Source organism: Malaciobacter halophilus (assembly GCF_002837275.1).
Classification (GTDB): Bacteria; Campylobacterota; Campylobacteria; order Campylobacterales; family Arcobacteraceae; genus Malaciobacter; species Malaciobacter halophilus.
Genome location: NZ_NXIF01000027.1, coordinates 36,318 through 58,697 on the forward strand (window position 1 = coordinate 36,318; position 22,380 = coordinate 58,697).

Here is a 22,380-nt window from a genome sequence, read left to right on the forward strand (position 1 = left end):
TTTTTGGTAAATTTAAGATAAGTAAATTATAATGGATAAATCAAATTATTTTTAAGGATATTTATGGAGTTTTTTACAGCTGATTTATGTGACAAATACCCAGATAAAACTACTATTTTAGGACCTGAGTTTAAATCTTTTGCAGCTATAAAGAAGTGTAAAGGGAAAGTAGTTACTGTAAAATTAGATAAAAACAACAAAGACCTTGCAAAACTTTTAAAAGAGCAAGAAGGAGAGGGTAAAGTTGTAGTTGTAGATGTTGACATGCAATATTATGCAGTAGTAGGAGATAATCTTATGAAGTTTGCATATGATAATAAGTATGAAGGTATTGTAGTAAATGGTTATGTAAGAGATAGTGTAACTGTAAAAGATTTTGATGTAGTACTTTATGCAAAAGGTACTTGTCCTAGAAAATATATTCCAGTTCAAGATGCAATAATTGGTTGTGATTTGCAAATTGATAATATTGTTATAAGTGATGGTGATTTTATTTATATTGATAGTGATGGAATAGTAATAACAAAAGAGGAGTTAATTTAATGTACTTATTTGGCTTTGGTTCATTAATAAATATAAAAAGTGCTCAAAAATCTTTTAAAAGAGTTTTGAAACAAGAAGATTTAATACCTGTTACAGCAAAAGGTGTAAAAAAAGTATGGAATTCCATAGAGCACATAGATTTTGAAGATAAAAAAGATGTAAATGGAGTTTTTTTAAATCTTGCTGTTGATGATAATTCAAGTGCAAATGGTGTGGTAGTAAAAGTAAGTGATGAAGAGTTTGAATTATTAAAGCAAAGAGAAAAAAACTACTCTAGTATTATTATAAAAAAACAGAACATTATAGGTTGTCAATTGGAAGATGATGTAATTGCATTTATGACTACAAATGAGGAAAAAATTGCAAAAAAAGGTGATAAAAACTGTTATATACCTGCAAAATACATAGAATTATTAACTGAAAGTTTTTCTTCTTATAGTAAAAACTTTATAGAAAAATATAAAGAAGAAACACTTGAAAATCTACCTTTTGAACTAAAACATGGAGTTTATAAATTCTCTGACCCTTTACAGAATAAATTAGCAAAAGAAGGTGTTAATGAATCAAACTAATTGTGATATTATCTCTTCACAACTATGTAAAACAAATAGAAAAACAAAAAGTGATGAGGCTTTTTTAAAAAATGGAAATAGTATTGATATTACTTATATTTTTAGCGACACACTAGATAATTTTGAAGCAAATATAAACTCAATTTGTGGAAACTCTTCAGGTTTTTATAGATTAAGAAAAAAAGTATCTTCATATATATTTTCTATAATTTCAGTTTTAGTAATAATGTTTGCACTTATTAGTGCATCTATATATGAAGATATCTTTAAAAAAATAATCTTTGAATTTCCTTTTGAGTGGCAAATAAACGATACTTTAGCTATTGTTTTTGTAGCTTTATTTTTTATTGGTTTAGTTATGATGCCTTCTATTTTAGATGCAGAGAGCTCTCAATTTAAGAATTTACTACAATCTTGGTTTAATAAAGAGACAAGAAGATTAAAAAGATTAAATGTAGCATTAAGTACTCTTGATAAAAAAACAGTGATAAATCTTTATAATTTTGATTTGGTTGAAAATGAACATTGGCTTTGGAAAGTTATAGTTAAAGCACTATTAAAAAGATTCACAAATGTTAATTTTTATATTAGAAATGACCAAAGTAAAATCATATATAGAAGATTAAAAGATTTAGGTGTATTAAATATACAAATAAAAAAATATTCTGACAAGTTTATTGATTGTGATGTAGATTTGCTTTTATCTCAAAAGGAGCAAAAACTATTCTCTCTTTTACAATTAAGTTCTTCTTTAATTATTAAAAATAGCTCTAATAAATTTATCTCTTTAGAGATTTTTGAATATTGTGGTAGAAATTTTTTAGATGAGACAAAAGAGCAATCAACACAATTGATTTCTGGATTTCAAAACTTTGTAAATAGAGCATTTGATGATTTTTATTTTTTGAAACAAGAAAAATCAATGCAAATTTATTTAACTTCAAATGCTAAAATTAAAAGATTGGAAGATGAACAAAGAAGACTCTCTTATCATCTAAGAAATCATATAGAAGAGTGTGTACAAGTCTTTGATAATCCTATTTCTCTTTTAATTTTATATTATTATGTAAAAGATATAGTTTTAGATGAGAAAAGATATTTAATTATTTTAGAAAAATTTATTGATGCTGTTTTTAAAAAACAACATTATGAGCTTATAGATGAGTATTGGTTTAAAATAGCAAATGAGATGTTTGACTCTTCAAATTTAGATAATTTTGAATTAACAAATAACTCTTTGTATAGAAAATTATCAATTAAATCTTTAAATAGATTAATTTTTCTTTTTGAAAGAAATGGGCATTTTGAACAAGCTTTACTTTTAGCTAAGTATTTATTTGAAATTAATCCAAATAAATACTCTGTAAATATATGTTCTTTATATGAAAGAATGGGACAATTTGATAAAGCATATGATAGTTTACCAAAAACATTAGTGATAAAAAATGCAAAAAAACCTTTGGATACACAAGTTAGATTTTTTCAAAGAAAAGCATGGATTATAGTAAGTCAAAGAAAAGTTGAAAAAAAACAAGAAGGTTTAGAGGCAATAGTAAAATTAAAAGAGTTACTTTTTATGCACAATGAAGATAATGAACCTTTATGGTTGTGGCATTATTATAATATAAAAGCAAACTATGCGGAGTGGGATTGTGATTATGAACAAGCGGTTAAATATTATAAAAAGTGTTTAGCTATACCAGCTCTTGGAGCTTTTGAATATGGAGCTACATTTTTAAATATGTCAATTGCTTTTAGATTTATTTATCTTACAACTACTACACAAAATGAAGATATAATTGAAAAATCAATAAAACTAGGTTCTATTGGAGTAACATTAAAAAGCTCAGTAGGTGATAGAGATGAGATGCCAGTAGTATTACATAATCAAGCATTAAATATTTTAAATAAAAAACAGCTAAATTTAGATGAATTACAAACAGTTGTTGATATGACAGATAATGGAATAAAAACTTTATCTACAACAAAGTCAATAAAAAGACTAGGTATGCTTTTAATAGAAAACTATTTAGCAAATAAGCTATTACAAAATGAGTGTAGCCATATAGAAGAGTTTTTAATAAATCATTGGTCAAAGATGGATAATAATGAATATGAACAGATATTAAATATATACAAACTATTTAAAATAAATCATAAGATTACAGGATTTAAATTTTTAGATGACTTAATTCAATAAAAAGGCAAAAAATGAAATACATAGCAGATACCATTAATTTAAGTAAAGGAACAGTTGAAGAAAAAAGAGAGCAAATAAAAAACTATTTTCTTCAAACTTATGAGTTAGATGAGAAGTTATTTGATTTGTTAAAAGATAAAAAATCTATATATGAACAACCAAATAGACTAAGACATCCTTTAATATTTTATTATGGACATACTGCTACGTTTTTTATAAATAAACTTATTGTTGGAAAACTTATAAATAAAAGAGTAAATAAACATTTTGAATCAATATTTGCAATTGGTGTTGATGAAATGAGCTGGGATGATTTAAATAGTGAGAATTATACTTGGCCTGAGTTTGAAGAAGTAAAAGCGTATAGAGATGAAGTAAAAAAACTTGTATTAAATCTTATTGATACAATTGAGTTTAAAATGCCTATAAACTGGGATACTCCTATGTGGGTTATTTTAATGGGAATTGAACATGAAAATATACATATAGAAACCTCTTCTGTACTTTTAAGGGAATTAGATATTTCACACTTTGGTAAAAAAGAGCTTTTTACATATTGTACTGAATATAAAAATGAGTACCCAAAAAATGAACTACTTGATGTAAGTGCAAATGAAGTTATTCTTCAAAAAGATAGAAAAAATCCTATTTATTATGGTTGGGACAATGAGTTTTCTTATCATAAGGCTCAAATCAAGGAGTTTAAAGCAAGTAAGTATTTAGTATCAAATGGTGAGTTTTTAGAGTTTGTAGAAGAGGGTGGATATTCAAAACTAAAGTATTTTTCAAAAGATGGTTTAAAGTGGTTAGACTTTTCTCAAGCTAAAATGCCAACATTTTGGATAAAAAAAGATAACAAATACTATTTAAGACAAATAGATAATATTGTACCTTTACCTCTAAATTATCCTGTTGATATAAATGTTTATGAAGCAGAAGCATTTTGTAAATATAAAAGTGAAAAATTAGGTTTTGAAGTTAGACTTCCAAGTGAAGATGAGTATTATAGATTATATGATTATGTAAATGCAGAAAATAAAGAAGCAAATATAGGATTAAAATATTTTAATCAAACACCAGTTGATAAATATAATTTCGATGGCTTTTATGATGTTAAAGGAAATGTTTGGCAATGGAGTATTACACCAACTTATCCTTTTGATGATTTTGAGACGCATCCTGTATATGATGATTTTACAACTCCAACTTTTGATGATAGACACGCTCTTATGAAAGGTGGTTCTTTTATATCTTTAGGTAATGAAACTTTAAGAAGTGCAAGATATGCTTTTAGAAAACATTTTTTTCAACATGCAGGATTTAGATATGTAAAATCTAATAATGATTATAGAACAAAACTTAATGATAATGTTTATGAAACAGATGAATTAATATCTCAATATTGTGAATTTCATTATGCACAAGAGTACTTTAATGTTAAAAATTTTCCAAAAAACTCTATTGAACTTTTGAAACCTTATTTAAAAGATGTAAAGAAAAAAAGAGCATTAGATTTAGGATGTTCTGTGGGAAGAAGTAGTTTTGAATTAGCAAAGATTTTTGATGAGGTTTTAGGAATTGATTTTAGTGCAAACTTTATTAATGTAGGAGTTAAGCTTAAAAAATATGATAATTTAATATACAAAATCAAGGTTGAAGGTGAGATTTTTGAAGATAAAAGTGTATCTTTAAAAGATTTGGGTTTAGATAAAGTAAAAAATAGAGTTGAATTTATGCAAGGAGATGCTTGTAATTTAAAAAGTATATATACTAGTTATGACTTAATATTTTGTTCAAACTTAATTGATAGATTATATTATCCACAAAAATTTTTAGATGATATTCCAAAAAGAGTAAATAAAGGTGGCTTATTAGTACTTTTATCTCCTTATACATGGCTTGAAGAGTACACTCCTAAGAGTAATTGGCTTGGAGGGTATTATAAGCATAATAAAGAAGTTAAAACTCTTGATACTTTAAAACAGAACTTAAATAAAGAGTATGAATTAGTAGATTTAATTGATGTTCCTTTTGTCATAAAAGAGACATCAAGAAAATATCAACACTCAATTTCGCAAATGAGTATTTGGAAAAAAAAGTAAAAGAGTAGTATATTACTACTCTTTTGCAACTATATTAACTTTTTAAACTCAATTTAAATCTAAAATAATAAAATAGTGACTCTACAAAAGGCCAATTGATAAAAAATGACAAATAAACAAAAATTGAAAATAATATATGTAGGAGCTTTTCTTACAATATTAACTTTAATGTATAATTTCAGCTACAACTATTTTATAAAAAACTATGAAACTATGGAGTTTGTACATAATAAAAAAAATGTAAAGAATCTAATTAAGAATTTAAATATGCAATTAGATTTTATAAATGCAACAGTAAACTCATATAGTAAATGGGATGCAGCTTATAATTTCTTAAAAGGAAAAAATAGTGCTTTTTCTCATGTAAATTTTAGAGATATAAAATTAGTAAAAGATTTGCCTTTAGATTTTATTATTTATACTGATTTAAAAGATAATATAAAATTAAGTATTTCTACAAAAGAGCATAAAAAAGAGTTTTTTGAAAAAGTAGTAAGAGTTTTAAATGTTAAAAATAATATGCAATCAATTTTTTCAGAAGAGAATCATATCTTTTATATATTAAAACAAAAAGTTTTACAAACAGATAGTAAGGGCGAAAAAGTAGGATACTTGTACGCTGGAAAACTTTTTGATAAAACACTTTTTGACTATATAAATTCAAGTTTTGAAAAAATTGATTTAATAAAAAAAGAGTTATATAAACATGATGGCTCAATTAGTTATAATGGATTAAATAATATAAGATATCAAGTAACTAAGCAAAACAATTATATAACTAATTATTTAGAGTTAAGAGATTATAAAAATAGATATATAGCTACAATTGAGGCTATTAGTTATAGAGATTATATTGTACAAAGTAAAAACACTGTTGTTTTATTTAATGTAATAATTTCAATTATTTTATTGGTTATTTTTTATTTAGCATATAGATACCAAACAATGATGCAAAGACATACAGAAAAACTAAAATATAATGTTGCAAAAAGAACTAAAGAATTAGAAAAATCAAATAAAGAGTTATATGAATTAGCATATAAAGATTTCTTAACAAAAATTGATAATAGAAGAAGTTTCTTTTTAAAAATGGATACTTTATTAAAAGATACAATATTTAGAAAAGATTTAGTTCATGTAGTGATGATTGATATTGATAATTTTAAACAAATAAATGATAAATATAGCCATGAAGTAGGAGATATAGTTCTTAAAAAATTTGCAGAGATTATAAAAAATAACATTTCTCATAAAGATTTATGTGCAAGACTTGGAGGAGAAGAGTTTGTAATAGCCTTTACAGACTTAAGTACCAAAGAAGTTTTACAAAAAGTTGAGAAAATAAGAAAAGAGACTGAACAAACTACAATAATATTAAATAGTAATAAGCAGTTTAATTTTACAGCAAGTTTTGGTATAAGTGATAATAAAAAAACAAATAATATAGATAAGATACTTCATATTGCAGATGCATATTTATATGAAGTAAAAACAACAGGTAAAAACAATATAAGATATAGATAATAAATAATATTATTTTTTACTTAATACTGATATAATATTTTGTATGAGTAAAGAGTCAGTAAATTTAATTGAAACAAAAAATGAATTACTATTTTTTATCTTTTTAATTTTATCTATTTTTTTAATTAATATATTTTATGAGTATTCTAAATATAAAGATATAAAAGAAGATGAAGTATTTCTATCAAAAGCTACTATATTAAACATATATAAAAAACACAATTATGATATATATAAATTAAAAACAATTAACAATGAAATAGTTTTTACAAAACTAAATAAACAAATAGACTTAAAGAAAAATAGTTTTGTTGAGATTTTATTTATTACAAAATATATAAGTTTTTATGAATACTTAAAAGGTTTTTTTACAAAAACACTATTTGTTAGCAAAATAGATAAAAAAGAGTTTGATTTACGTTCTTATTTGAGTGAAAAAATAAATAGCATGCATGAAGACAAAATAGTTGCAGAACTTTTTAATGCTTTATTTTTAGCTTTACCAATATCAACACAATTAAGAGAGTTTTGTACAAATTTTGCAATTTCACATCTTATTGCAATTTCTGGATTTCATCTAGGCATTTTCTCTTTTATAATTTATATTTTCTCTTTTTTAGTATACTTTTATATACACAAAATATATTTTAATCATAGGAATAGACGATTTGATATATTGATTATAAGTTGTATTATTTTACTGTTTTATCTTATTTTGATTGATTTTGTTGCTTCTTTTTTAAGGGCATTTATAATGTTTATTTTTGCAATTATATTTTTGCGTTCGAATATAAAGATTTTATCTTTTAATACTTTACTAATTACACTACTTTTTATAATCGCTTTTTTCCCAAAGTATCTTTTTTCTTTGTCTTTATGGTTTTCAGTTTTAGGAGTCTTTTATATATTTTTATTTTTACAATATTTTAAAAATTTACCAAAATTTTATATGTTGATTTTATTTAATTTTTGGATATTTTTTGCTCTTAACCCTATAATTCACTATTTTTTCTATGAAACATCTACTTTACAGTTATTCTCTGCTTTTATAACTCTATTTTTTACTGTTTTTTATCCATTGGAGTTATTTTTGCATTTTATTGGATTTGCAGACCTTTTAGACTCTTTAATAAAACAGTTTTTAACTATTCAATTTAGCTCATATACTGTACAAACATCTTTGTGGTTTTTTATTATTTATTTAGTATTTTCTTTATTGGCAGTTTTTAAAAAAGAGGCTTTTTATATAGTAAATATATTATTAATAGTTTTTAATGTATATGCATATATATAAAGGCAAAAGCCTTTATATATTAAAGTATTCCTAATTTATTTAAAAATAGTGTAATAATTGCAATTGGTACAATAAACTTAATTAAAAAATACCAAATGTTAAATACTAAATTAGATACATGTGCAGTAAAAATTCTTTGAAGTAACTCTTTATCAACAAAATATCCTAAAAATACACAAGTTAATATGGCTGCAAGTGGCATCATAACAGATGAAGTCATAAAATCCATCAAATCAAATGCATTCTTTCCAAAGAAAGTTAAAGACTCTGAATATGCAGATGTCATAGAAAGTAAAGCTACAATCCCTAATAAATAAAAAGTTGAACCACAAATAACTGTTGCTTTTCTTCTTGTAAAGTTAAATCTATCAATAAAGAATTTTAAAGATGGCTCAATCATTGAAACAGCAGATGTAATACCAGCAAAAACTAATGCAACAAAAAATGAAATAGCAATTACTTGACCTAAAAATCCCCATCCAGAAAAAATAACAGGTAATGAGATAAATACAAGCCCTGGACCTGCTGAACTTTGTGCTCCTGCTTCAAATAAAAATGAGAAAATTATTAAACCAGCAGTAATAGCAATAGCAGTATCTACAATAGCTACCATTATTGATGATTTTACAAAGTTCACATTTTTAGGTAATGAAGCTGAATAAGTCATAATTGTACCAACACCAAGTGATAGTGTAAAGAATGCTTGTCCAAGTGCAGCTAAAAGTGCATTACCATCAATCTTACTCCAATCAGGAGAGAACATAAAACTTACAGCAGTTGAAAAACTATCCAATGTAAATGAGTAAATTAATAAACCTAATAAAATAAGTCCTAAAAGTGGCATTAAGATAAGATTTATTCTCTCTATTCCTTCTTTTATACCTTTTAGTACAATAAAAATTACAGAACCTGCAACAATAGTATGATATGCAATTTGTGCAGCAATATCTTTTGAAATAAGTGTTTCAAAAGCAGCACCTGCTGTTTTTGCATCACTTGGTAGTGTTCCAAATGAAGTAAATACATAACTTAAAATCCAACCTAATACAACAGAGTAAAAAGATAAAATTATTAACCCAGAAAAAAGAATAAATCCTGCAAATTTCCAGTTTTTATTTTTTGACTTTGAAGTTTTAACAAAAGAGGTCGCTACATCTGCTTGTGCATTTTGTCCAATTACTGCTTCGGCAAGAAATACCGTAAGCCCTATAAATAATATAGCTAGTAAATAAACTAATACAAATGCTCCTCCACCATACTCTCCCGTAACATAAGGAAATTTCCAAATATTACCCAATCCAACAGCTGAGCCTGCAGCTGCCAAAATAAAACCTATTCTTGAAAAATGATTTTTCAAATACATACCCTTCTTTTTAAATTGTGTAATTATAAAGTAAATTATATGAAATTTATATGAAATTTATATGATAAGCTATAAAAAATAACTAAAAAGTATATTTTAGTTATTTTTAAGAATTAAATTTGATTAAGAACTTTATCAAGTGTATATTTTAAGTCTTCATCCAACTTTAAATTACTTCTCATCCAGTTTAAATAGCCACTATCTTCTTTAGCAACTTCAACTACATCTTTGTCTTTATATTTACCAAATTTAAATGTTGAAATAAATACAGGAGTTTTTGTTAGTTCTACTAATTTTTCCATAGGATTATAATCTGGATACTGTTTTCTACACTCTTTTACAAGTTTTGATAAAAATAGTTTCATTACTAATACATCACCAATTGCATCATGCGCTTTAATAGTGATATTATGTTTTTTTGCTTCTATGTCTTCAACTTTATAAAGTTCTAATGCATATCTTAAATATTGAAGTCTATGATAAGGCATTTGAGGGAAAAGATGTTTTGCACATCTTAGTGTGTCAATTAATTGAAAATGATTTTCAAAACCTTCTTTTTCAATCATTGATAAATCAAAATTTATATTATGAGCAATTAAGAAATTCTCTTCATTATTTAACTCAAGTAGTTTTTTATAAAAAGTAGTTTCTGTTGCTTTTGGTTTATTTTGTATTAAATTAGGAGTAATATTGTGAACTTCCATAGCTTCTAATTTTATTTCTACATCACTGTGACAAAGTTCATCGTAAGCTTCTACTTTTCCTGTTTGGTCAACAATCATAGCTCCAAATTGGATGATTCTATCTTCTTCTTGGTTTCCGGTCGTTTCTGTATCAAAAAGTACATATTTTGGCATAAGTTTATTCCTTAAAATTTCTTGTATATATTATATGATTAGCATTCCATCGCCATATGAGTAAAATCTATACTCTTGTTTTATAGCTTCTTCATAAACTTCTAAAGTTTTTTCTAATCCAATAAAGGATGCAATTAACATGATTAAAGTTGACTTAGGTAGATGAAAGTTTGTAAGTAAGTGATCTACTTTTAATGGTTTATTAGAAGGATTTAAGAAAAGGTCACACTCTCCTTGAATTTTATTTGTTCTTGCATAATATTCTGCCGTTCTTGTAACTGTTGTACCAACTGCTAATACTTTTTTTGCATTATCTAAAGAAGCTTTTGCTTTAATTCCTATTTCAAAATATTCACTATGCATTGGATGGTTTAAAATATCTTCAGCATCGACAGGCTTGAAAGTTCCTGCTCCAACATGTAAAGTAAGATAATCAATACTAAATTTATCTTCTAATTTTTTTAAAAGTTCAGGTGTAAAGTGTAAAGAAGCAGTTGGAGCTGCAACTGCACCATAATTTTTTGCAAATAGTGTTTGATAATTTTTATTATCTTGCTCTTCATCTTCTCTATTCATATAAGGAGGTAAAGGAAGATGTCCTATTTGATTTAAAATATCAACTAATTGTAAAAATTCTAAATTCTTTTTATCTTCTAAATAGAAACTTACAACTCTACTACCATCTTCATTTATTTCTAAAACTTCAGCTTTTAAACCTTTTTTGAAAGTTAAAACTGTTCCTTTTTTAACTTTTCCTCTAATCATTACTAAATATCTATTCATAAATAGCGGTTTATTTAATAATAATTCTACTTTTCCACCTGATTGTTTATGCCCAAATATTCTAGCTTTAATTACTTTTGTATCATTTAAAAATATAGAAACATCTTCTGGAATATAATCAAGAAGGTTTTTAAATGTAGTATGTATAATCTTGTCTTTTTGTCTATCATAAACCAGAAGCCTAGCACTATCTGCTGGGCTTACGGGGTGAGTTGCTATGAGTTTTTTAGGAAGCTTGTAGTCATAACTTGAAGTTTTTAATGGGTCTAATTTACTCTTCGTCATCATCTTCTTCATCTAATTTACTTGCAGGATTAAATACTTTTGCAATATATATTGAAACTCCATAAAGTATAATAAGTGGACCTGCCATTAAAAATTGTGTTAAAACATCAGGTGGTGTTAAAAGTGAAGCTACTACAAATATTATAACAACAGCATATTTGAAAAAGTCTTTTAACATTCTATCATCTACAATTCCAATTTTTGCTAGGAAAAATGTAACAACAGGTAATTCAAATGCAATACCAAAACCAAATAATAATTTTGTAAAGAAACCTACATATTTACCAATACTTGGTAAAATTGTTACAACAGCTGAACCAAAATTAATTAAGAATTCAAAACCATATGGAATAACAATATAATAAGCAAATGAAGCACCAATTAAAAACATTAATGTTCCAAAGAACACAAAAGGAATAACAAGTTTTTTTTCATGGTCATAAAGACCAGGAGCTAAAAATAACCATAATTGCCAAAATATAACTGGAAGTGTTAAAATAAATCCTGAGAAAAAAGCAACTTTAAGTGCTGTAAAGAATGTTTCTTGAACTTCAACTGCAACCATTTGAGATTTTTCAGGAAGTACAGCCTCTACTGGAACCATCATCCATTCTAAAATGGGTTCATAAAAGAAAAAACATATAAAAAAACCAATTACAAGAGCAATTGTAGCATTAATCAATCTTTTTCTAAGGTCAGCAATATGCGGTTTTAAATCTTCTAACATTAACTATTTTCCTTTACTTTTTCAACATTTTTGTCTTCTTTTTCTTCTTCAAACTTTACTTTAAACTTATCAGATGGATTCTCTTCTGTTTGTAAAGTCTCTTTTTCTTCTTCTTTATTGTGACTATTATCAATCTCTTTTTTTTCTTGAGATTTTTTCTTTTTCTTTTTTTGTTTTTTTGACGTCTCTTCTTTATAAGAAGCTATCTCATTCTCTTGTGAGTTTGTGTCATTCATAATATCATCAAGACCTAAATCCATATTATTTACATTTACTGATGATTTTGCATCTTCAATTTGAGCTTTAAATTTGTTCGCTTCTTCTCTCATATCAGATATACTTAATTCATTATCTAATGTAGTTTTTGCATCTTCTACACCTGATTTGAATTTCTTTAAAAATCTAGCTATTTCTACCATAGCCTTTGGTAATTTTTCAGGTCCTAATGCAATAATCGCAATTACTGCAACAAGCATTATCTCAAAAAAGCCCATTCCAAACATATAATTCTCCAAAATAGTATTAAAAGAAAAAATTTTACCTAATTTTTGATAAAATCTCACTATTAAATCAAATAAATAGTTTAAGGGAAAATAATGAAATTTATAGTTCTATTGATAATTGCAGTTGCATTGTATTTTATAGCAAGAAATTATAAGACTGAAAAGTTTGCAAATATAAGATTAGATGTAAAAGAGAAGTTTGAAGGTGACCTAATGCAACATGAAGCAGGTTTATTAGTTGCATTAATGGCAAAAGTAGCTAAAGCAGATGGTCAAGTATGTGAACTAGAAGCACAACTTTTAAAGCATACATTAAATGATATTTCAAGACATTTTGAAAATGAAGAACAAATAAGACAGAAATTAACAACAATTTATGAGGAAGAGAAAAAAAGTTTTGAAAATACTATTGAAATTTGTCAAAATTTATACAAGTTAACTAAAAATAATTATAATAAAAGAGTTAAAATTATGGAGTATTTATTAAATCTTGCTTTCATAGATAAAGATTTTTCAAATACTGAGTTTATGATAACAGAAGATATTGCTAAGTTTTTGCAAATAAAAAGAGAAGATTTTGAAAGATTAGTTAATGCTTTTGAAACATTTTATAAAAAACAAGAAGAGGCAGAAGGTATCTCTTTAGATAAAGCATATGAAGTTTTAGGTGCTACAAAAGATGAAACTAGTAATGAAATAAAAAGAAAATATAGAACTTTAGTTAAAAAACATCATCCTGATATAATTGCAGGACAAGGAGCAAGCCAAAATATTATTGATGAGGCAACACAAAAACTTCAAGAAATCAATGAAGCTTATGAAAGAGTTAAGAAATCAAGAGGCGAATAATTGCATAGTTTTGATGATACTTATGAAGTTTGTAATTGTAAAAATGTTACTGTTTCACAAATAAAAGAGGTTTTAAAAAAAGAGTTTATTGCAAAGATATATTAGATGATTTTAAAAGGAGAGTTGATGGCTAAAAGTTTTCCTCATTCTTATGAGGTTTGTAACTGCAAACATGTAACTTTAGGTGAAATTATATATGCAATCAAAGAAAAAGATGCTAAAACATTAGAAGAGTTAGGAAAAATTACTGATGCAGGAACAGCTTGCAAATGTTGTCAAGATGCAAGTTGTGATATTGGTGAAGAGAAATTAGAACTATACTTAACACAAATATTAAAGAAATTTGAGAAATAATTATGGAAGAAAAAGAAGAGTTAATAGAAGAGATTAAAAGATTAATTGCAGTAAATGAAGATGATAAAGTAGAGATAAATCCTAACTTTTTAGACTATTTTGATGTAGAAGAACTAGAATCTATAAAAAATAAGTTAAAAGTAAAGAAAAGTAATATTTCTCAAAGTAGTTTAGGATATTTAGATAAACTTTATGAAAAAACAAAAAAAGATGAGATATAATAATTATCAAAGGATAAAAATTGATTAACTGGAACCATATAGAAGAACAATTAATAGATTTTTTAAAAAAACAAGTAGAAAAAATAGGCCTTAATAGAGTAACCGTCGGATTATCAGGAGGATTAGACTCAGCAGTAGTTGCAGTACTTTGTAAAAAAGCTTTTGATAAAAATATGAGTTGTGTACTTATGCCTTCGCAGTTTTCTAGTCAAAGTAGTATTGATGATGCAAAAAAACTTTGTGAAAAGTTTTCAATAGATTATGAAGTTGTAGATATTTCTGCAATGGTAAATGCTTATATTGATAAGATGGACAATGATAAACTTAGAATAGGAAATTATTCTGCTAGAGTAAGAATGTCAGTTTTATATGACATCTCTTCAAGGGATTCATCAATAGTAGTTGGAACATCAAATAAAAGTGAACTTCTTTTAGGATATGGGACAATTTTTGGAGATATTGCTTGTGCAATCAATCCAATTGGAGAGATTTATAAAAGTGATGAGTTTGAGTTTGCTAAGCATTTAGGTGTTATTGATGAGATTATCAATAAAAAACCAAGTGCAGACTTATGGGAAGGTCAAACGGATGAAGATGAGTTAGGTTATACATATAAACAAATGGATGATGCTTTAAAACTATTAGTAGATGATAATGAAAATGAAGAAGAAATTATAGCTTTAGGGTATGAAAAAAAATTAGTTGATATGTTAAAATATAGAATTAAAGCAAATGAATTTAAAGGTAAATTACCTGTTATTGCAAATATTAAATGGAGTTAGCACATGAAAGAAATCTCATTTTACAACTCATCAGTTAATGATGAAGAGTTAAATCAAATTAAATCAGTTTTAGAAAATAGTAAAGATGGTTCTAAAGTTTTAGAATTCGAAGAAAATATGGCAAAGTTTGTTGGTGCAAGGCATGCAATAGCTACTTGTAACTCAACTTCAGCAATACACCTTGCTTTAAGTTCAATAAAGCTTAAAAGAGGAGATAAGATTTTAATGTCTGTTAACTCTTTTGTTAATATTCCTGAAGTTGTGAGACATTTTGATGCTGAACCAATCTTTATTGATATTAATAATGAAGATATGAATATAGATTTAAATAAATTTGAAAAAGCTTTAGAAGAGAATAATTCTAAAAAATTAAGAGGTGCAATTATTTCATTTATTGCAGGTCAAACTCCAGATTTAGATAGATTATATGATATTTGCGAAAAATATGGAATAATTTTAATAGAGGATGCAACTTCTGCACTTGGAGTAACTTTCAATGATGAAACTGTTGGTTCTTTAAGAGCAGATATGACAATTTTTTCTACAAACCCATCAAATGGGAAACATGCTTTAAGTAGATCAGGTGTAATTGTTACAAATAATGAAGAGATTGCTTCAAGAGCAAGATTATTAAGAACTCATGCTATTACAACAACATATGATGATTATGGTAACTTAGATTATATATATGATGTTGTAGATATTGGACACAAATATGATATGAGTGAGTTAGATGCAGCTTTCTCTTTAGCACAACTTCAAAAAACAAATAAGTTTATAAAAAGAAGAAAAGAGATTGCAAAAATTTATAAAGATAGACTTTCTGATGTTAAGCATATTACTATTCCTAAAGCAAAAGATGAGCATATTTTTACCCACTTTATAATTAAAATCTCAAGAAATAGAGATGCTTTTGCAAGAGCTTTAAAAGAGAAAGGAATTGCAACAGGATTGCATTATATCCCTTTACATCTTTTAAGTTATTATAAAAATAAATACTCTATAAAAATTACAGAGTTTCCAGCAGCTTTAACTTCTTATCAGCAAATTTTATCAATTCCTATGTATCCAAGTTTAACAGACGATGAAGTTAATTATATTTGTGATACTATCATTGAAATTGCTTCTGAATGGATATAAATAGTTGAAACAAAGAGTCTTTTTGTGGATAGAAGATTATCTCTTCTATCCAAACACTTTTCAAAAAATTATTTCTTTTCTCTTGTTGCCTTTTACTTTAGTATATCTTTTTATAATATTATTAAAAAGAGGAGTAGCGAAGCCTCAAGATTTTGACATACCTGTAATTAGCATAGGTAACTTAATTGCTGGGGGAAGTGGAAAAACTCCTTTGACAATTGAGTTAGTTAAAAATATAAATGATGCTTGTGTAATACTTAGGGGATATGGCAGGAAATCAAAAGGACTTTATGTTGTATCAAAAAAGGGTAAAATTCTTGAAGATATAGAAGTAAGTGGTGATGAAGCTATGCTTTTAGCAAATGCTCTTTGTAATGCTACTATTATTGTAAGTGAGAATAGAGTTGATGGTATTAAAAAAGCTAAAGAGTTAGGTTGTAAAGTTGTATTTTTGGATGATGGTTTTTCAAAATATAACATAAATAAATTTGATATATTAATTAAGCCTAAAGATGAACCTACAAATATATTTTGTTTACCAAGTGGTGGATATAGAGAACCAAAAATGTTTTACTCTTTTGCACAAATTGTTTTACAAGAAGGGAAAAGCTTCAAAAGGTTTGTTTCATATAGTTTAAACGAAAAAAGAGTAAATGTTTTACCCCATAAACTACTTTTAGTTACAGCTATATCAAAACCAAAAAGATTATTAGATTATCTTCCAAAAGATGTAAAAATGGTTGCTTTTGAAGACCATCACACCTTTACAAAAGAGGAGATAGAAAAAATTAAAAATGAGTATAAAGATTACTCTTTAATTACTACGCAAAAAGATTATGTCAAATTAAAAAAGTTTAATTTGACAAATGTATACTTAATGAATTTAGAGTTACAACTTGATAATAAGCATATAGATTTTTCACTAATGAATGAATATATAAATAGTTATAGGAAAATAAATGAATAATATATACTATTTAGAAGAAGAGATTTTAAATCACTATGATGGTGCAAAAGTTATAAAATCCTTATTGTGGAAACTTATGTATAAAAGAGTTCAAAAAAGATTAAAAAAATCAATAATAACAGTTGAAAATGTTAGAAAGATTTTGCATAATTCTCATAATTCAATAGGGTGTACTATTGATGCACCTTTAAATTATGTGATGTTTAGAAATGAACCTATTTGGTATTATGTTGAGGGTGAAAGAGAATACTATATTCCTTTGAGTATTGGTTTTGCAAATACAAAAGCCTCTTATGATATAGTACTAATCAATGGTAAATTAGATATTAGAGATAGTTCTATTAGAAGACTAAAACCAAAAGATAGGCTTAGCCATTCACCTGTTTTATCTGTAAAGAACTTTAAAATAATAGAGCAAAGTTTTAAACTATTATTAGCTCATATTGAAAAAGAAAATAAGTTATATGAAAAGAGTAAACCAAAGATTTAAATCTTTGATTTACTTGATAATATGACCTACAAATTTAGACATATTATCTAAGATTTTACTTCCTTTTCTAAAGCCTAAACCACAAGCTTCATAAGCAAAAAATACTCCAGCTTGATAACTGTTTCCTTCACTATCTTTTGGAAGTTCTACATACTCTTGATATATTGGTTTATGACCTTCATAGTCACCTTTTGTTTCTTCATCAATAGTTCCATCTTCATTTATAATTTTAGTATTTGCACCTTCTCTTCCAAAGCATCTTTTTTCAACTTGTTTTTTACCCTCTAAAGGTTCGAAAGAAGTCTCTAAAAGTAGTGGATGATTTGGATATAAATCCCATAAAATTTTCATAAAACCTTTTGATTGGAACATCAAAGTATAAGCAGGATTAAAAATAATCGCTTTTCTATTTTCAATTATTTCTGTTAATAATAAAGCTAATTCACTTTCATCAATTGCAATATCTTCCCATGGTATTAGTTTGAACCAAAATTCAAAACTTTGTTCTTTTGCAAAAATACCATCATCGCTAAATTCTACTTTATCAATATATTCAAAATCTGTATTAAAACCAGCTTCAGTTGCGATATGTTGAAGAAGTTTTGTAGTATTTTCATCTTCAGCAGAGCTTGCAATTGAAGAAAATAGTATTTTCCAACCTAGATTTTGATAATGTTCTTCAAATTTATCTATATCAGTATCAAGAGTAATTATTCTTTTAAAATTGTCTTTTAATGCTTCATAAACATTATTAAATTGGCTAGCTTCATCTAAATGATTTGCTTTTAATAAAGCCCATTGAATTATTGCTGTTTCAAAAAGCGAAGTTGGAGTATCTGCATTAAACTCTATTAGTTTTATTGGTTTTTCATCAATACCTCCAGCTAAATCAAATCTAGAGTATAAATGCCAATGAACATCATTTTCCCAAGACTCTTTAATAACATCAACTAAATTAAAAGGAATATTTATTTCATGAAACAGATTATTTTCTACTACATAATCTCCAGCTTCACAAAACATATCATATAACTCATTACACGCTTCATAATAAGCTTCGGCTTCTTCAGGTGTAATTTGAACTACTTCATTTGCAATATATGAAGTCTCATCTTCATCTGTATGCCATACAAAACCAATTGATTCTAAATACTCATTTGTTAGAGCTTGTAGTTTTTCTAATTTCATGTTTGACCTTTATTTATCCACCAAAAAATGAACTTGATGATTTTCTTGTACTAGTAGATTTATTTCCAAAAAATCCACTTCTTTTTGTAGCACTTGATTTGTTGGCTGATGTAGCAGCTTTTTTAAATGAACTTTGAGAACGGCTATAAGTTTGTGGAGATTTGTATTGAGTCTTTCTTTGGTTTTGATAGTTTTGATTATTAAATAGTTTATTTCCAATCCATGATCCAATCATCGCTCCAGCAATTGATGATAATAAAACACCTCCAAGTCCCATACTTCCACTTGACATTTCAGGGTTTGTAAGAGCAGATGTTCCTGCATCTATTTTTGCTGCTTCTTCTTTTACTAATTTATCAATCTCTTGTTGTGTTAATATTCTTTCAGTTCCATCAGGTTTTCTAAGCACAATTGTAGTTTTATTAGCTGGGAACTCATCTACTATTGTATAACCACCTTTATTTGGTAACTCTTCAATTACTACAAATGCGTTTTGTTTTTGAGAAGCATCAGTAAAAGCACCATTTTGTGTTTGTTGTTGTTCATTTGTTTTTTCTTGACAACCAACAAGTCCAGTTACTAAAAGTGCTCCAAGACCTCCAACCATAGCATAGTCGGATATTTTTTTAATGTGACTTTTCTTTTTCAAGTTTATAATCCTTTTACAATCATATAGTTTTAAAAGTGAGTGTATAATACTAAATAGTTTCTATAAAATAGATGAAGGGGAAAATAGCGAAATTTTTTTCTTATAATAAAGGATATATTTCTAAGATTAAAACTCTTATGTTATAATTGCGCGATTAAAATATGAAGGTTTTCAATTAATGAATAGTAATGAAGTAAAAACACAAAAATTTATTATAAAGTTTTTTCCAGAAGTTATGATTAAGGGCCAAAAAGCCAAAAGACAAATGGTTGCTCAAATTTATAATAATGTAAGAACTTTAGTAAAAAGAGTATCTGAAGATATTACATTGAAAAAATTTTTTGATAAAGTAGAAGTAGTTTGTCCTGTACAAGTAGTACCTGAAATAAGACAAATATTAGTAGAAACACCAGGAATAGAGCAAGTTTTAGAAGCTATACAAATTGATGATATTAATACTTTAGATGAAATAAAAGTAAAAGTAAATGACTTAATGGCAAAAGAAATAATTGGTAAAACTTTTGTTGTAAGAGCTAAAAGAACTGGTGAACACGATTTTAAATCAACAAATATTGAACAAACTGTTGGTGGATATATGCTTGCAAATAATGAAACAAAAGGTGTTGATTTAAGGAATGCAGAAGTAACTATAAATATAGAATTAATTAATAACCAATTAAATATTATTACTTTAAAACATAAAGGTTTAGGTGGATTTCCTTTAGGAACACAAGGAAGTATTCTTTCTTTGATGTCAGGTGGATTTGATTCAACAGTTGCAAGTTATATGACTATGAAAAGAGGAGTTAAAACACACTTTATTTTCTTTAATCTTGGTGGAATAGCTCATGAAATAGGAGTAAAACAAGTAGCATATTATTTATGGAAAAGATTTGGTTCTTCTCATAGAGTTTCATTTATTTCTGTTCCATTTGATGATGTTGTAACTGAAATTTTCAATTCAACAAGTGAACCTTATATGGGAGTAACACTTAAAAGAGTAATGTTAAAAGCAGCAGAAAAAGTAGCAAATGAGATGAAAATTGATGCACTTTTAACAGGAGAAAGTGTAGCTCAAGTATCAAGTCAAACTCTAAGAAATCTAGCTTTAATTGACCAGTTTACAAATAAATTAGTGCTAAGACCACTTTGTACTATGAATAAACCAGAAATAATGGAAATAGCTGCGCAAATTGGTACTAAAAAGTTTGCAGAATCAATGCCTGAATATTGTGGAGTTATCTCTAAAGCACCAGTAACTCATGGTTCATATGAAAGAATGGAAAAAGAATCAAGTAAATTTGATTATTCTGTGGTTGATAAAGCAGTTGAAAATAGACAAATTACAAATATTGATGAGATTATTGCTGATATATCTGAAATAGGGCAGATGGAAGTGGTGTCAAATCTGGAAGAGACTAAGAAATATACAATAATTGATATCAGACAAGGTCAAGAGTGTATCAAAGTAGAAAATCAAGAAGTTTTAAAAATACCATTTTTTAATCTTAAAAAAGAGTTTAAAAAACTTCCACAAGACAAAGAGTACCTTTTTTACTGTGAAAAAGGAATACTAAGTCAATTACATGGACAGTATTTAAGAGATGCTGAAAACTACACAAATATTAAAGTTTATAGACCTCAAGAATCAAAATAACCAATAATTCAAAGGTTAAAATACCTTTGAATTATATTGTATAGATAGTTGTTATATTTATAGTGATAATGAAACTACTGCATTAAGTGAAAGAATTGAACATTTTAAAGAAATCATTAGAAAAATAAAAGAGATTTTTTAATATCTCTTTTATTTTAACCTAGATTGTCCAAACTTTTATGTCGCAAAGTACAAATTGTTGAACTTCCATATATTTGATTCATATTTGTTATAATTTATCTTCATTTTTTATGTTCTATAGACTGTTGACAGATTAATAGTGATGTTTTTAGGATAAAAAACAATATAGTCTTACTTAAATTTTAAACAGGCTGAAGATGATGAAATAATAAAATCAGCTATAAAAAATTAGAACTAAAATAGTAAATAAGGAATAGGTAGAGTTAAAGCAGATATTTTTAAAATATGAAAACTAAGGACATTTAATTCTTTAGGAATAAAGAGTTGTTTCTTCTTTTGCAAGTTTTCTAACTTTATTTATAATATCTAAATATTTATTCATACAATCCAATTTAGTCCAACTAAGTAAAGTTGAATACCTTAGTTTTGAAATAACAATCCTATTCAAAGGGCAATGGGGAGGAGTATCAATTAATCCTAAATACCAAAAATATTTTAAGTATAAATTTATTAACTTTTGATAAACTCCAATTTTTAAATACTCTCCATTTTAAATGGAAGAATATTTCTTAGACCAAATAGAAAAATTTTTAATATTTTTCATATGATTCATATGATTTTCTTCTATCATATTAGAAGCATAAAAAATAGATATATTTTCTTGAACATAAATCTTTATTTCATTTCTAAACTGACTTTTTATTTTTTCAATTTTATTAATATTCATTTTAATAAAAGAGTTTTAAAAGTAAGAATCCATGTTTCTTCATTAATAAACTTTTCTCTTAGTGCTGTTTAACATTTTATCCAGTAATTTAAATTTGATTTATATTGTATTAAAGATTATATAAAATAACACTATCAAGATGTGACATATTGTCCGTTGATTATTTGTCTACAATAATGTATTATTTTCAAATGAAAAAAGAAGAAAAACAATTATTACTAAATAATCTTGCTATCTCTATAAAAAAAAGAAGACTCCAATTAAATATTTCTCAAGAAAAATTAGCTGAAAAATGCGGTTTTGATAGAACATATATAAGTATGTTAGAAAGAGCAAAAAGAAATCCTTCTTTTATCAATTTAGTGAAAATATCTAAAGGTTTAGAAATTGAGATTAATGATTTATTATCTTTGGAAAACTAAATATATTATATTTAAATATGATTAACAATTTAAGGACTTA

22 protein-coding genes are annotated in these 22,380 nt (G+C 26.0%); 15 read left to right on the forward strand and 7 right to left on the reverse strand.

The genetic code is table 11. The annotated features are described in order from the left end of the window. The first annotated feature begins 63 nt into the window (after positions 1-63). The 6 genes from CP960_RS07180 to CP960_RS07205 all read left to right on the forward strand — a co-directional run bounded on the left by CP960_RS07180 (position 64) and on the right by CP960_RS07205 (position 8,235). A complete protein-coding gene (locus CP960_RS07180) occupies positions 64-543 on the forward strand; it encodes an RraA family protein (protein ID WP_101184738.1) in 480 nt (159 codons plus the stop codon). Continuing rightward, positions 543-1,115: a gamma-glutamylcyclotransferase gene (locus CP960_RS07185; RefSeq protein ID WP_101184739.1), complete on the forward strand. Its 573-nt coding sequence runs from the start codon at positions 543-545 to the stop codon at positions 1,113-1,115. The genes CP960_RS07180 and CP960_RS07185 overlap by 1 nt, the downstream gene beginning before the upstream one ends. Continuing rightward, positions 1,102-3,315, forward strand: coding sequence for a tetratricopeptide repeat protein (locus CP960_RS07190; RefSeq protein ID WP_101184740.1), 2,214 nt, complete (start codon positions 1,102-1,104; stop codon positions 3,313-3,315). The genes CP960_RS07185 and CP960_RS07190 overlap by 14 nt, the downstream gene beginning before the upstream one ends. An 11-nt stretch (positions 3,316-3,326) precedes the next feature. Then, positions 3,327-5,417, forward strand: coding sequence for a 5-histidylcysteine sulfoxide synthase (ovoA, locus tag CP960_RS07195; RefSeq protein ID WP_101184741.1), 2,091 nt, complete (start codon positions 3,327-3,329; stop codon positions 5,415-5,417). Between the two features lie 105 nt (positions 5,418-5,522). Next, positions 5,523-6,941, forward strand: coding sequence for a sensor domain-containing diguanylate cyclase (locus CP960_RS07200; RefSeq protein ID WP_101184742.1), 1,419 nt, complete (start codon positions 5,523-5,525; stop codon positions 6,939-6,941). A gap of 43 nt (positions 6,942-6,984) precedes the next feature. Next, positions 6,985-8,235: a ComEC/Rec2 family competence protein gene (locus CP960_RS07205; RefSeq protein WP_101184743.1), complete on the forward strand. Its 1,251-nt coding sequence runs from the start codon at positions 6,985-6,987 to the stop codon at positions 8,233-8,235. 19 nt (positions 8,236-8,254) lie between these two features. Here CP960_RS07205 and CP960_RS07210 read toward each other — a convergent pair whose 3' ends face one another. The 5 genes from CP960_RS07210 to tatB form a co-directional block, all read right to left on the reverse strand. Further along, positions 8,255-9,592 (reverse strand): sodium-dependent transporter, encoded by a 1,338-nt coding sequence (locus CP960_RS07210; protein WP_228152032.1) that lies wholly within the window; start codon positions 9,590-9,592, stop codon positions 8,255-8,257. Between the two features lie 119 nt (positions 9,593-9,711). Beyond that, positions 9,712-10,455 carry a 3'-5' exonuclease gene (locus CP960_RS07215; RefSeq protein ID WP_101184745.1) on the reverse strand — a complete coding sequence of 248 codons (744 nt, stop codon included), beginning with the start codon at positions 10,453-10,455 and terminating at the stop codon, positions 9,712-9,714. Between the two features lie 30 nt (positions 10,456-10,485). After that, on the reverse strand, positions 10,486-11,526 hold the full coding sequence (gene queA / locus CP960_RS07220) for a tRNA preQ1(34) S-adenosylmethionine ribosyltransferase-isomerase QueA (protein WP_228152037.1): 1,041 nt from the start codon (positions 11,524-11,526) through the stop codon (positions 10,486-10,488). Then, positions 11,510-12,250, reverse strand: a complete 741-nt coding sequence (gene tatC / locus CP960_RS07225; protein ID WP_101184747.1) for a twin-arginine translocase subunit TatC — start codon at positions 12,248-12,250, stop codon at positions 11,510-11,512. The genes queA and tatC overlap by 17 nt, the downstream gene beginning before the upstream one ends. Beyond that, entirely contained in the window at positions 12,250-12,753 is a 504-nt protein-coding gene (gene tatB / locus CP960_RS07230) for a Sec-independent protein translocase protein TatB (RefSeq protein WP_101184748.1), read from the reverse strand. The genes tatC and tatB overlap by 1 nt, the downstream gene beginning before the upstream one ends. 93 nt (positions 12,754-12,846) lie before the next feature. Between tatB and CP960_RS07235 the strand changes: the two genes are divergently transcribed. From CP960_RS07235 to CP960_RS07265, 7 genes are all read left to right on the forward strand, one after another. Then, positions 12,847-13,602 (forward strand): TerB family tellurite resistance protein, encoded by a 756-nt coding sequence (locus CP960_RS07235; protein ID WP_101184749.1) that lies wholly within the window; start codon positions 12,847-12,849, stop codon positions 13,600-13,602. A 126-nt stretch (positions 13,603-13,728) separates the two neighbouring features. Further along, positions 13,729-13,956, forward strand: a complete 228-nt coding sequence (locus CP960_RS07240; protein WP_101184844.1) for a (2Fe-2S)-binding protein — start codon at positions 13,729-13,731, stop codon at positions 13,954-13,956. A gap of 2 nt (positions 13,957-13,958) precedes the next feature. After that, positions 13,959-14,177 carry a hypothetical protein gene (locus CP960_RS07245; protein ID WP_101184750.1) on the forward strand — a complete coding sequence of 73 codons (219 nt, stop codon included), beginning with the start codon at positions 13,959-13,961 and terminating at the stop codon, positions 14,175-14,177. A gap of 20 nt (positions 14,178-14,197) precedes the next feature. Beyond that, positions 14,198-14,959, forward strand: a complete 762-nt coding sequence (locus tag CP960_RS07250; protein ID WP_101184751.1) for an NAD+ synthase — start codon at positions 14,198-14,200, stop codon at positions 14,957-14,959. Between the two features lie 3 nt (positions 14,960-14,962). Continuing rightward, a complete protein-coding gene (locus CP960_RS07255; RefSeq protein ID WP_101184752.1) occupies positions 14,963-16,099 on the forward strand; it encodes a DegT/DnrJ/EryC1/StrS family aminotransferase in 1,137 nt (378 codons plus the stop codon). Between the two features lie 4 nt (positions 16,100-16,103). Beyond that, on the forward strand, positions 16,104-17,066 hold the full coding sequence (locus tag CP960_RS07260) for a tetraacyldisaccharide 4'-kinase (protein ID WP_101184753.1): 963 nt from the start codon (positions 16,104-16,106) through the stop codon (positions 17,064-17,066). Further along, positions 17,059-17,556, forward strand: coding sequence for a hypothetical protein (locus tag CP960_RS07265; protein WP_101184754.1), 498 nt, complete (start codon positions 17,059-17,061; stop codon positions 17,554-17,556). Before CP960_RS07260 ends, CP960_RS07265 begins: the two co-directional genes overlap by 8 nt. Before the next feature lie 9 nt (positions 17,557-17,565). Here the strand turns inward: CP960_RS07265 and CP960_RS07270 are convergent, their stop codons facing one another. Both CP960_RS07270 and CP960_RS07275 read right to left on the reverse strand, forming a co-directional pair. Next, positions 17,566-18,744: a glutathionylspermidine synthase family protein gene (locus CP960_RS07270; RefSeq protein WP_101184755.1), complete on the reverse strand. Its 1,179-nt coding sequence runs from the start codon at positions 18,742-18,744 to the stop codon at positions 17,566-17,568. A gap of 13 nt (positions 18,745-18,757) precedes the next feature. Then, positions 18,758-19,393: a UPF0323 family lipoprotein gene (locus CP960_RS07275; protein WP_101184756.1), complete on the reverse strand. Its 636-nt coding sequence runs from the start codon at positions 19,391-19,393 to the stop codon at positions 18,758-18,760. Positions 19,394-19,571: 178 nt separating this feature from the next. On the opposite strand from CP960_RS07275, the gene thiI reads away from it, so the two are divergent. Together thiI and CP960_RS07285 are read left to right on the forward strand one after the other, a co-directional pair. After that, a complete protein-coding gene (thiI, locus tag CP960_RS07280; protein WP_101184757.1) occupies positions 19,572-21,050 on the forward strand; it encodes a tRNA uracil 4-sulfurtransferase ThiI in 1,479 nt (492 codons plus the stop codon). A 1,059-nt stretch (positions 21,051-22,109) separates the two neighbouring features. After that, entirely contained in the window at positions 22,110-22,340 is a 231-nt protein-coding gene (locus CP960_RS07285) for a helix-turn-helix domain-containing protein (RefSeq protein WP_101184758.1), read from the forward strand. The last annotated feature ends 40 nt before the right edge of the window (positions 22,341-22,380 follow it).

Excerpts from the sequence above, each read along its gene's own strand:
- CP960_RS07180 (WP_101184738.1), top strand. The coding sequence starts at position 64 with ATGGAGTTTTTTACAGCTGATTTATGTGACAAATACCCAGATAAAACT.
- CP960_RS07185 (WP_101184739.1), top strand. The coding sequence starts at position 543 with ATGTACTTATTTGGCTTTGGTTCATTAATAAATATAAAAAGTGCTCAA.
- CP960_RS07190 (WP_101184740.1), top strand. The coding sequence starts at position 1,102 with ATGAATCAAACTAATTGTGATATTATCTCTTCACAACTATGTAAAACA.
- ovoA (WP_101184741.1), top strand. The coding sequence starts at position 3,327 with ATGAAATACATAGCAGATACCATTAATTTAAGTAAAGGAACAGTTGAA.
- CP960_RS07200 (WP_101184742.1), top strand. The coding sequence starts at position 5,523 with ATGACAAATAAACAAAAATTGAAAATAATATATGTAGGAGCTTTTCTT.
- CP960_RS07205 (WP_101184743.1), top strand. The coding sequence starts at position 6,985 with ATGAGTAAAGAGTCAGTAAATTTAATTGAAACAAAAAATGAATTACTA.
- CP960_RS07215 (WP_101184745.1), bottom strand. The coding sequence starts at position 10,455 with ATGCCAAAATATGTACTTTTTGATACAGAAACGACCGGAAACCAAGAA.
- queA (WP_228152037.1), bottom strand. The coding sequence starts at position 11,526 with ATGATGACGAAGAGTAAATTAGACCCATTAAAAACTTCAAGTTATGAC.
- tatC (WP_101184747.1), bottom strand. The coding sequence starts at position 12,250 with ATGTTAGAAGATTTAAAACCGCATATTGCTGACCTTAGAAAAAGATTG.
- tatB (WP_101184748.1), bottom strand. The coding sequence starts at position 12,753 with ATGTTTGGAATGGGCTTTTTTGAGATAATGCTTGTTGCAGTAATTGCG.
- CP960_RS07235 (WP_101184749.1), top strand. The coding sequence starts at position 12,847 with ATGAAATTTATAGTTCTATTGATAATTGCAGTTGCATTGTATTTTATA.
- CP960_RS07240 (WP_101184844.1), top strand. The coding sequence starts at position 13,729 with ATGGCTAAAAGTTTTCCTCATTCTTATGAGGTTTGTAACTGCAAACAT.
- CP960_RS07245 (WP_101184750.1), top strand. The coding sequence starts at position 13,959 with ATGGAAGAAAAAGAAGAGTTAATAGAAGAGATTAAAAGATTAATTGCA.
- CP960_RS07255 (WP_101184752.1), top strand. The coding sequence starts at position 14,963 with ATGAAAGAAATCTCATTTTACAACTCATCAGTTAATGATGAAGAGTTA.
- CP960_RS07265 (WP_101184754.1), top strand. The coding sequence starts at position 17,059 with ATGAATAATATATACTATTTAGAAGAAGAGATTTTAAATCACTATGAT.
- CP960_RS07270 (WP_101184755.1), bottom strand. The coding sequence starts at position 18,744 with ATGAAATTAGAAAAACTACAAGCTCTAACAAATGAGTATTTAGAATCA.
- thiI (WP_101184757.1), top strand. The coding sequence starts at position 19,572 with ATGAATAGTAATGAAGTAAAAACACAAAAATTTATTATAAAGTTTTTT.
- CP960_RS07285 (WP_101184758.1), top strand. The coding sequence starts at position 22,110 with ATGAAAAAAGAAGAAAAACAATTATTACTAAATAATCTTGCTATCTCT.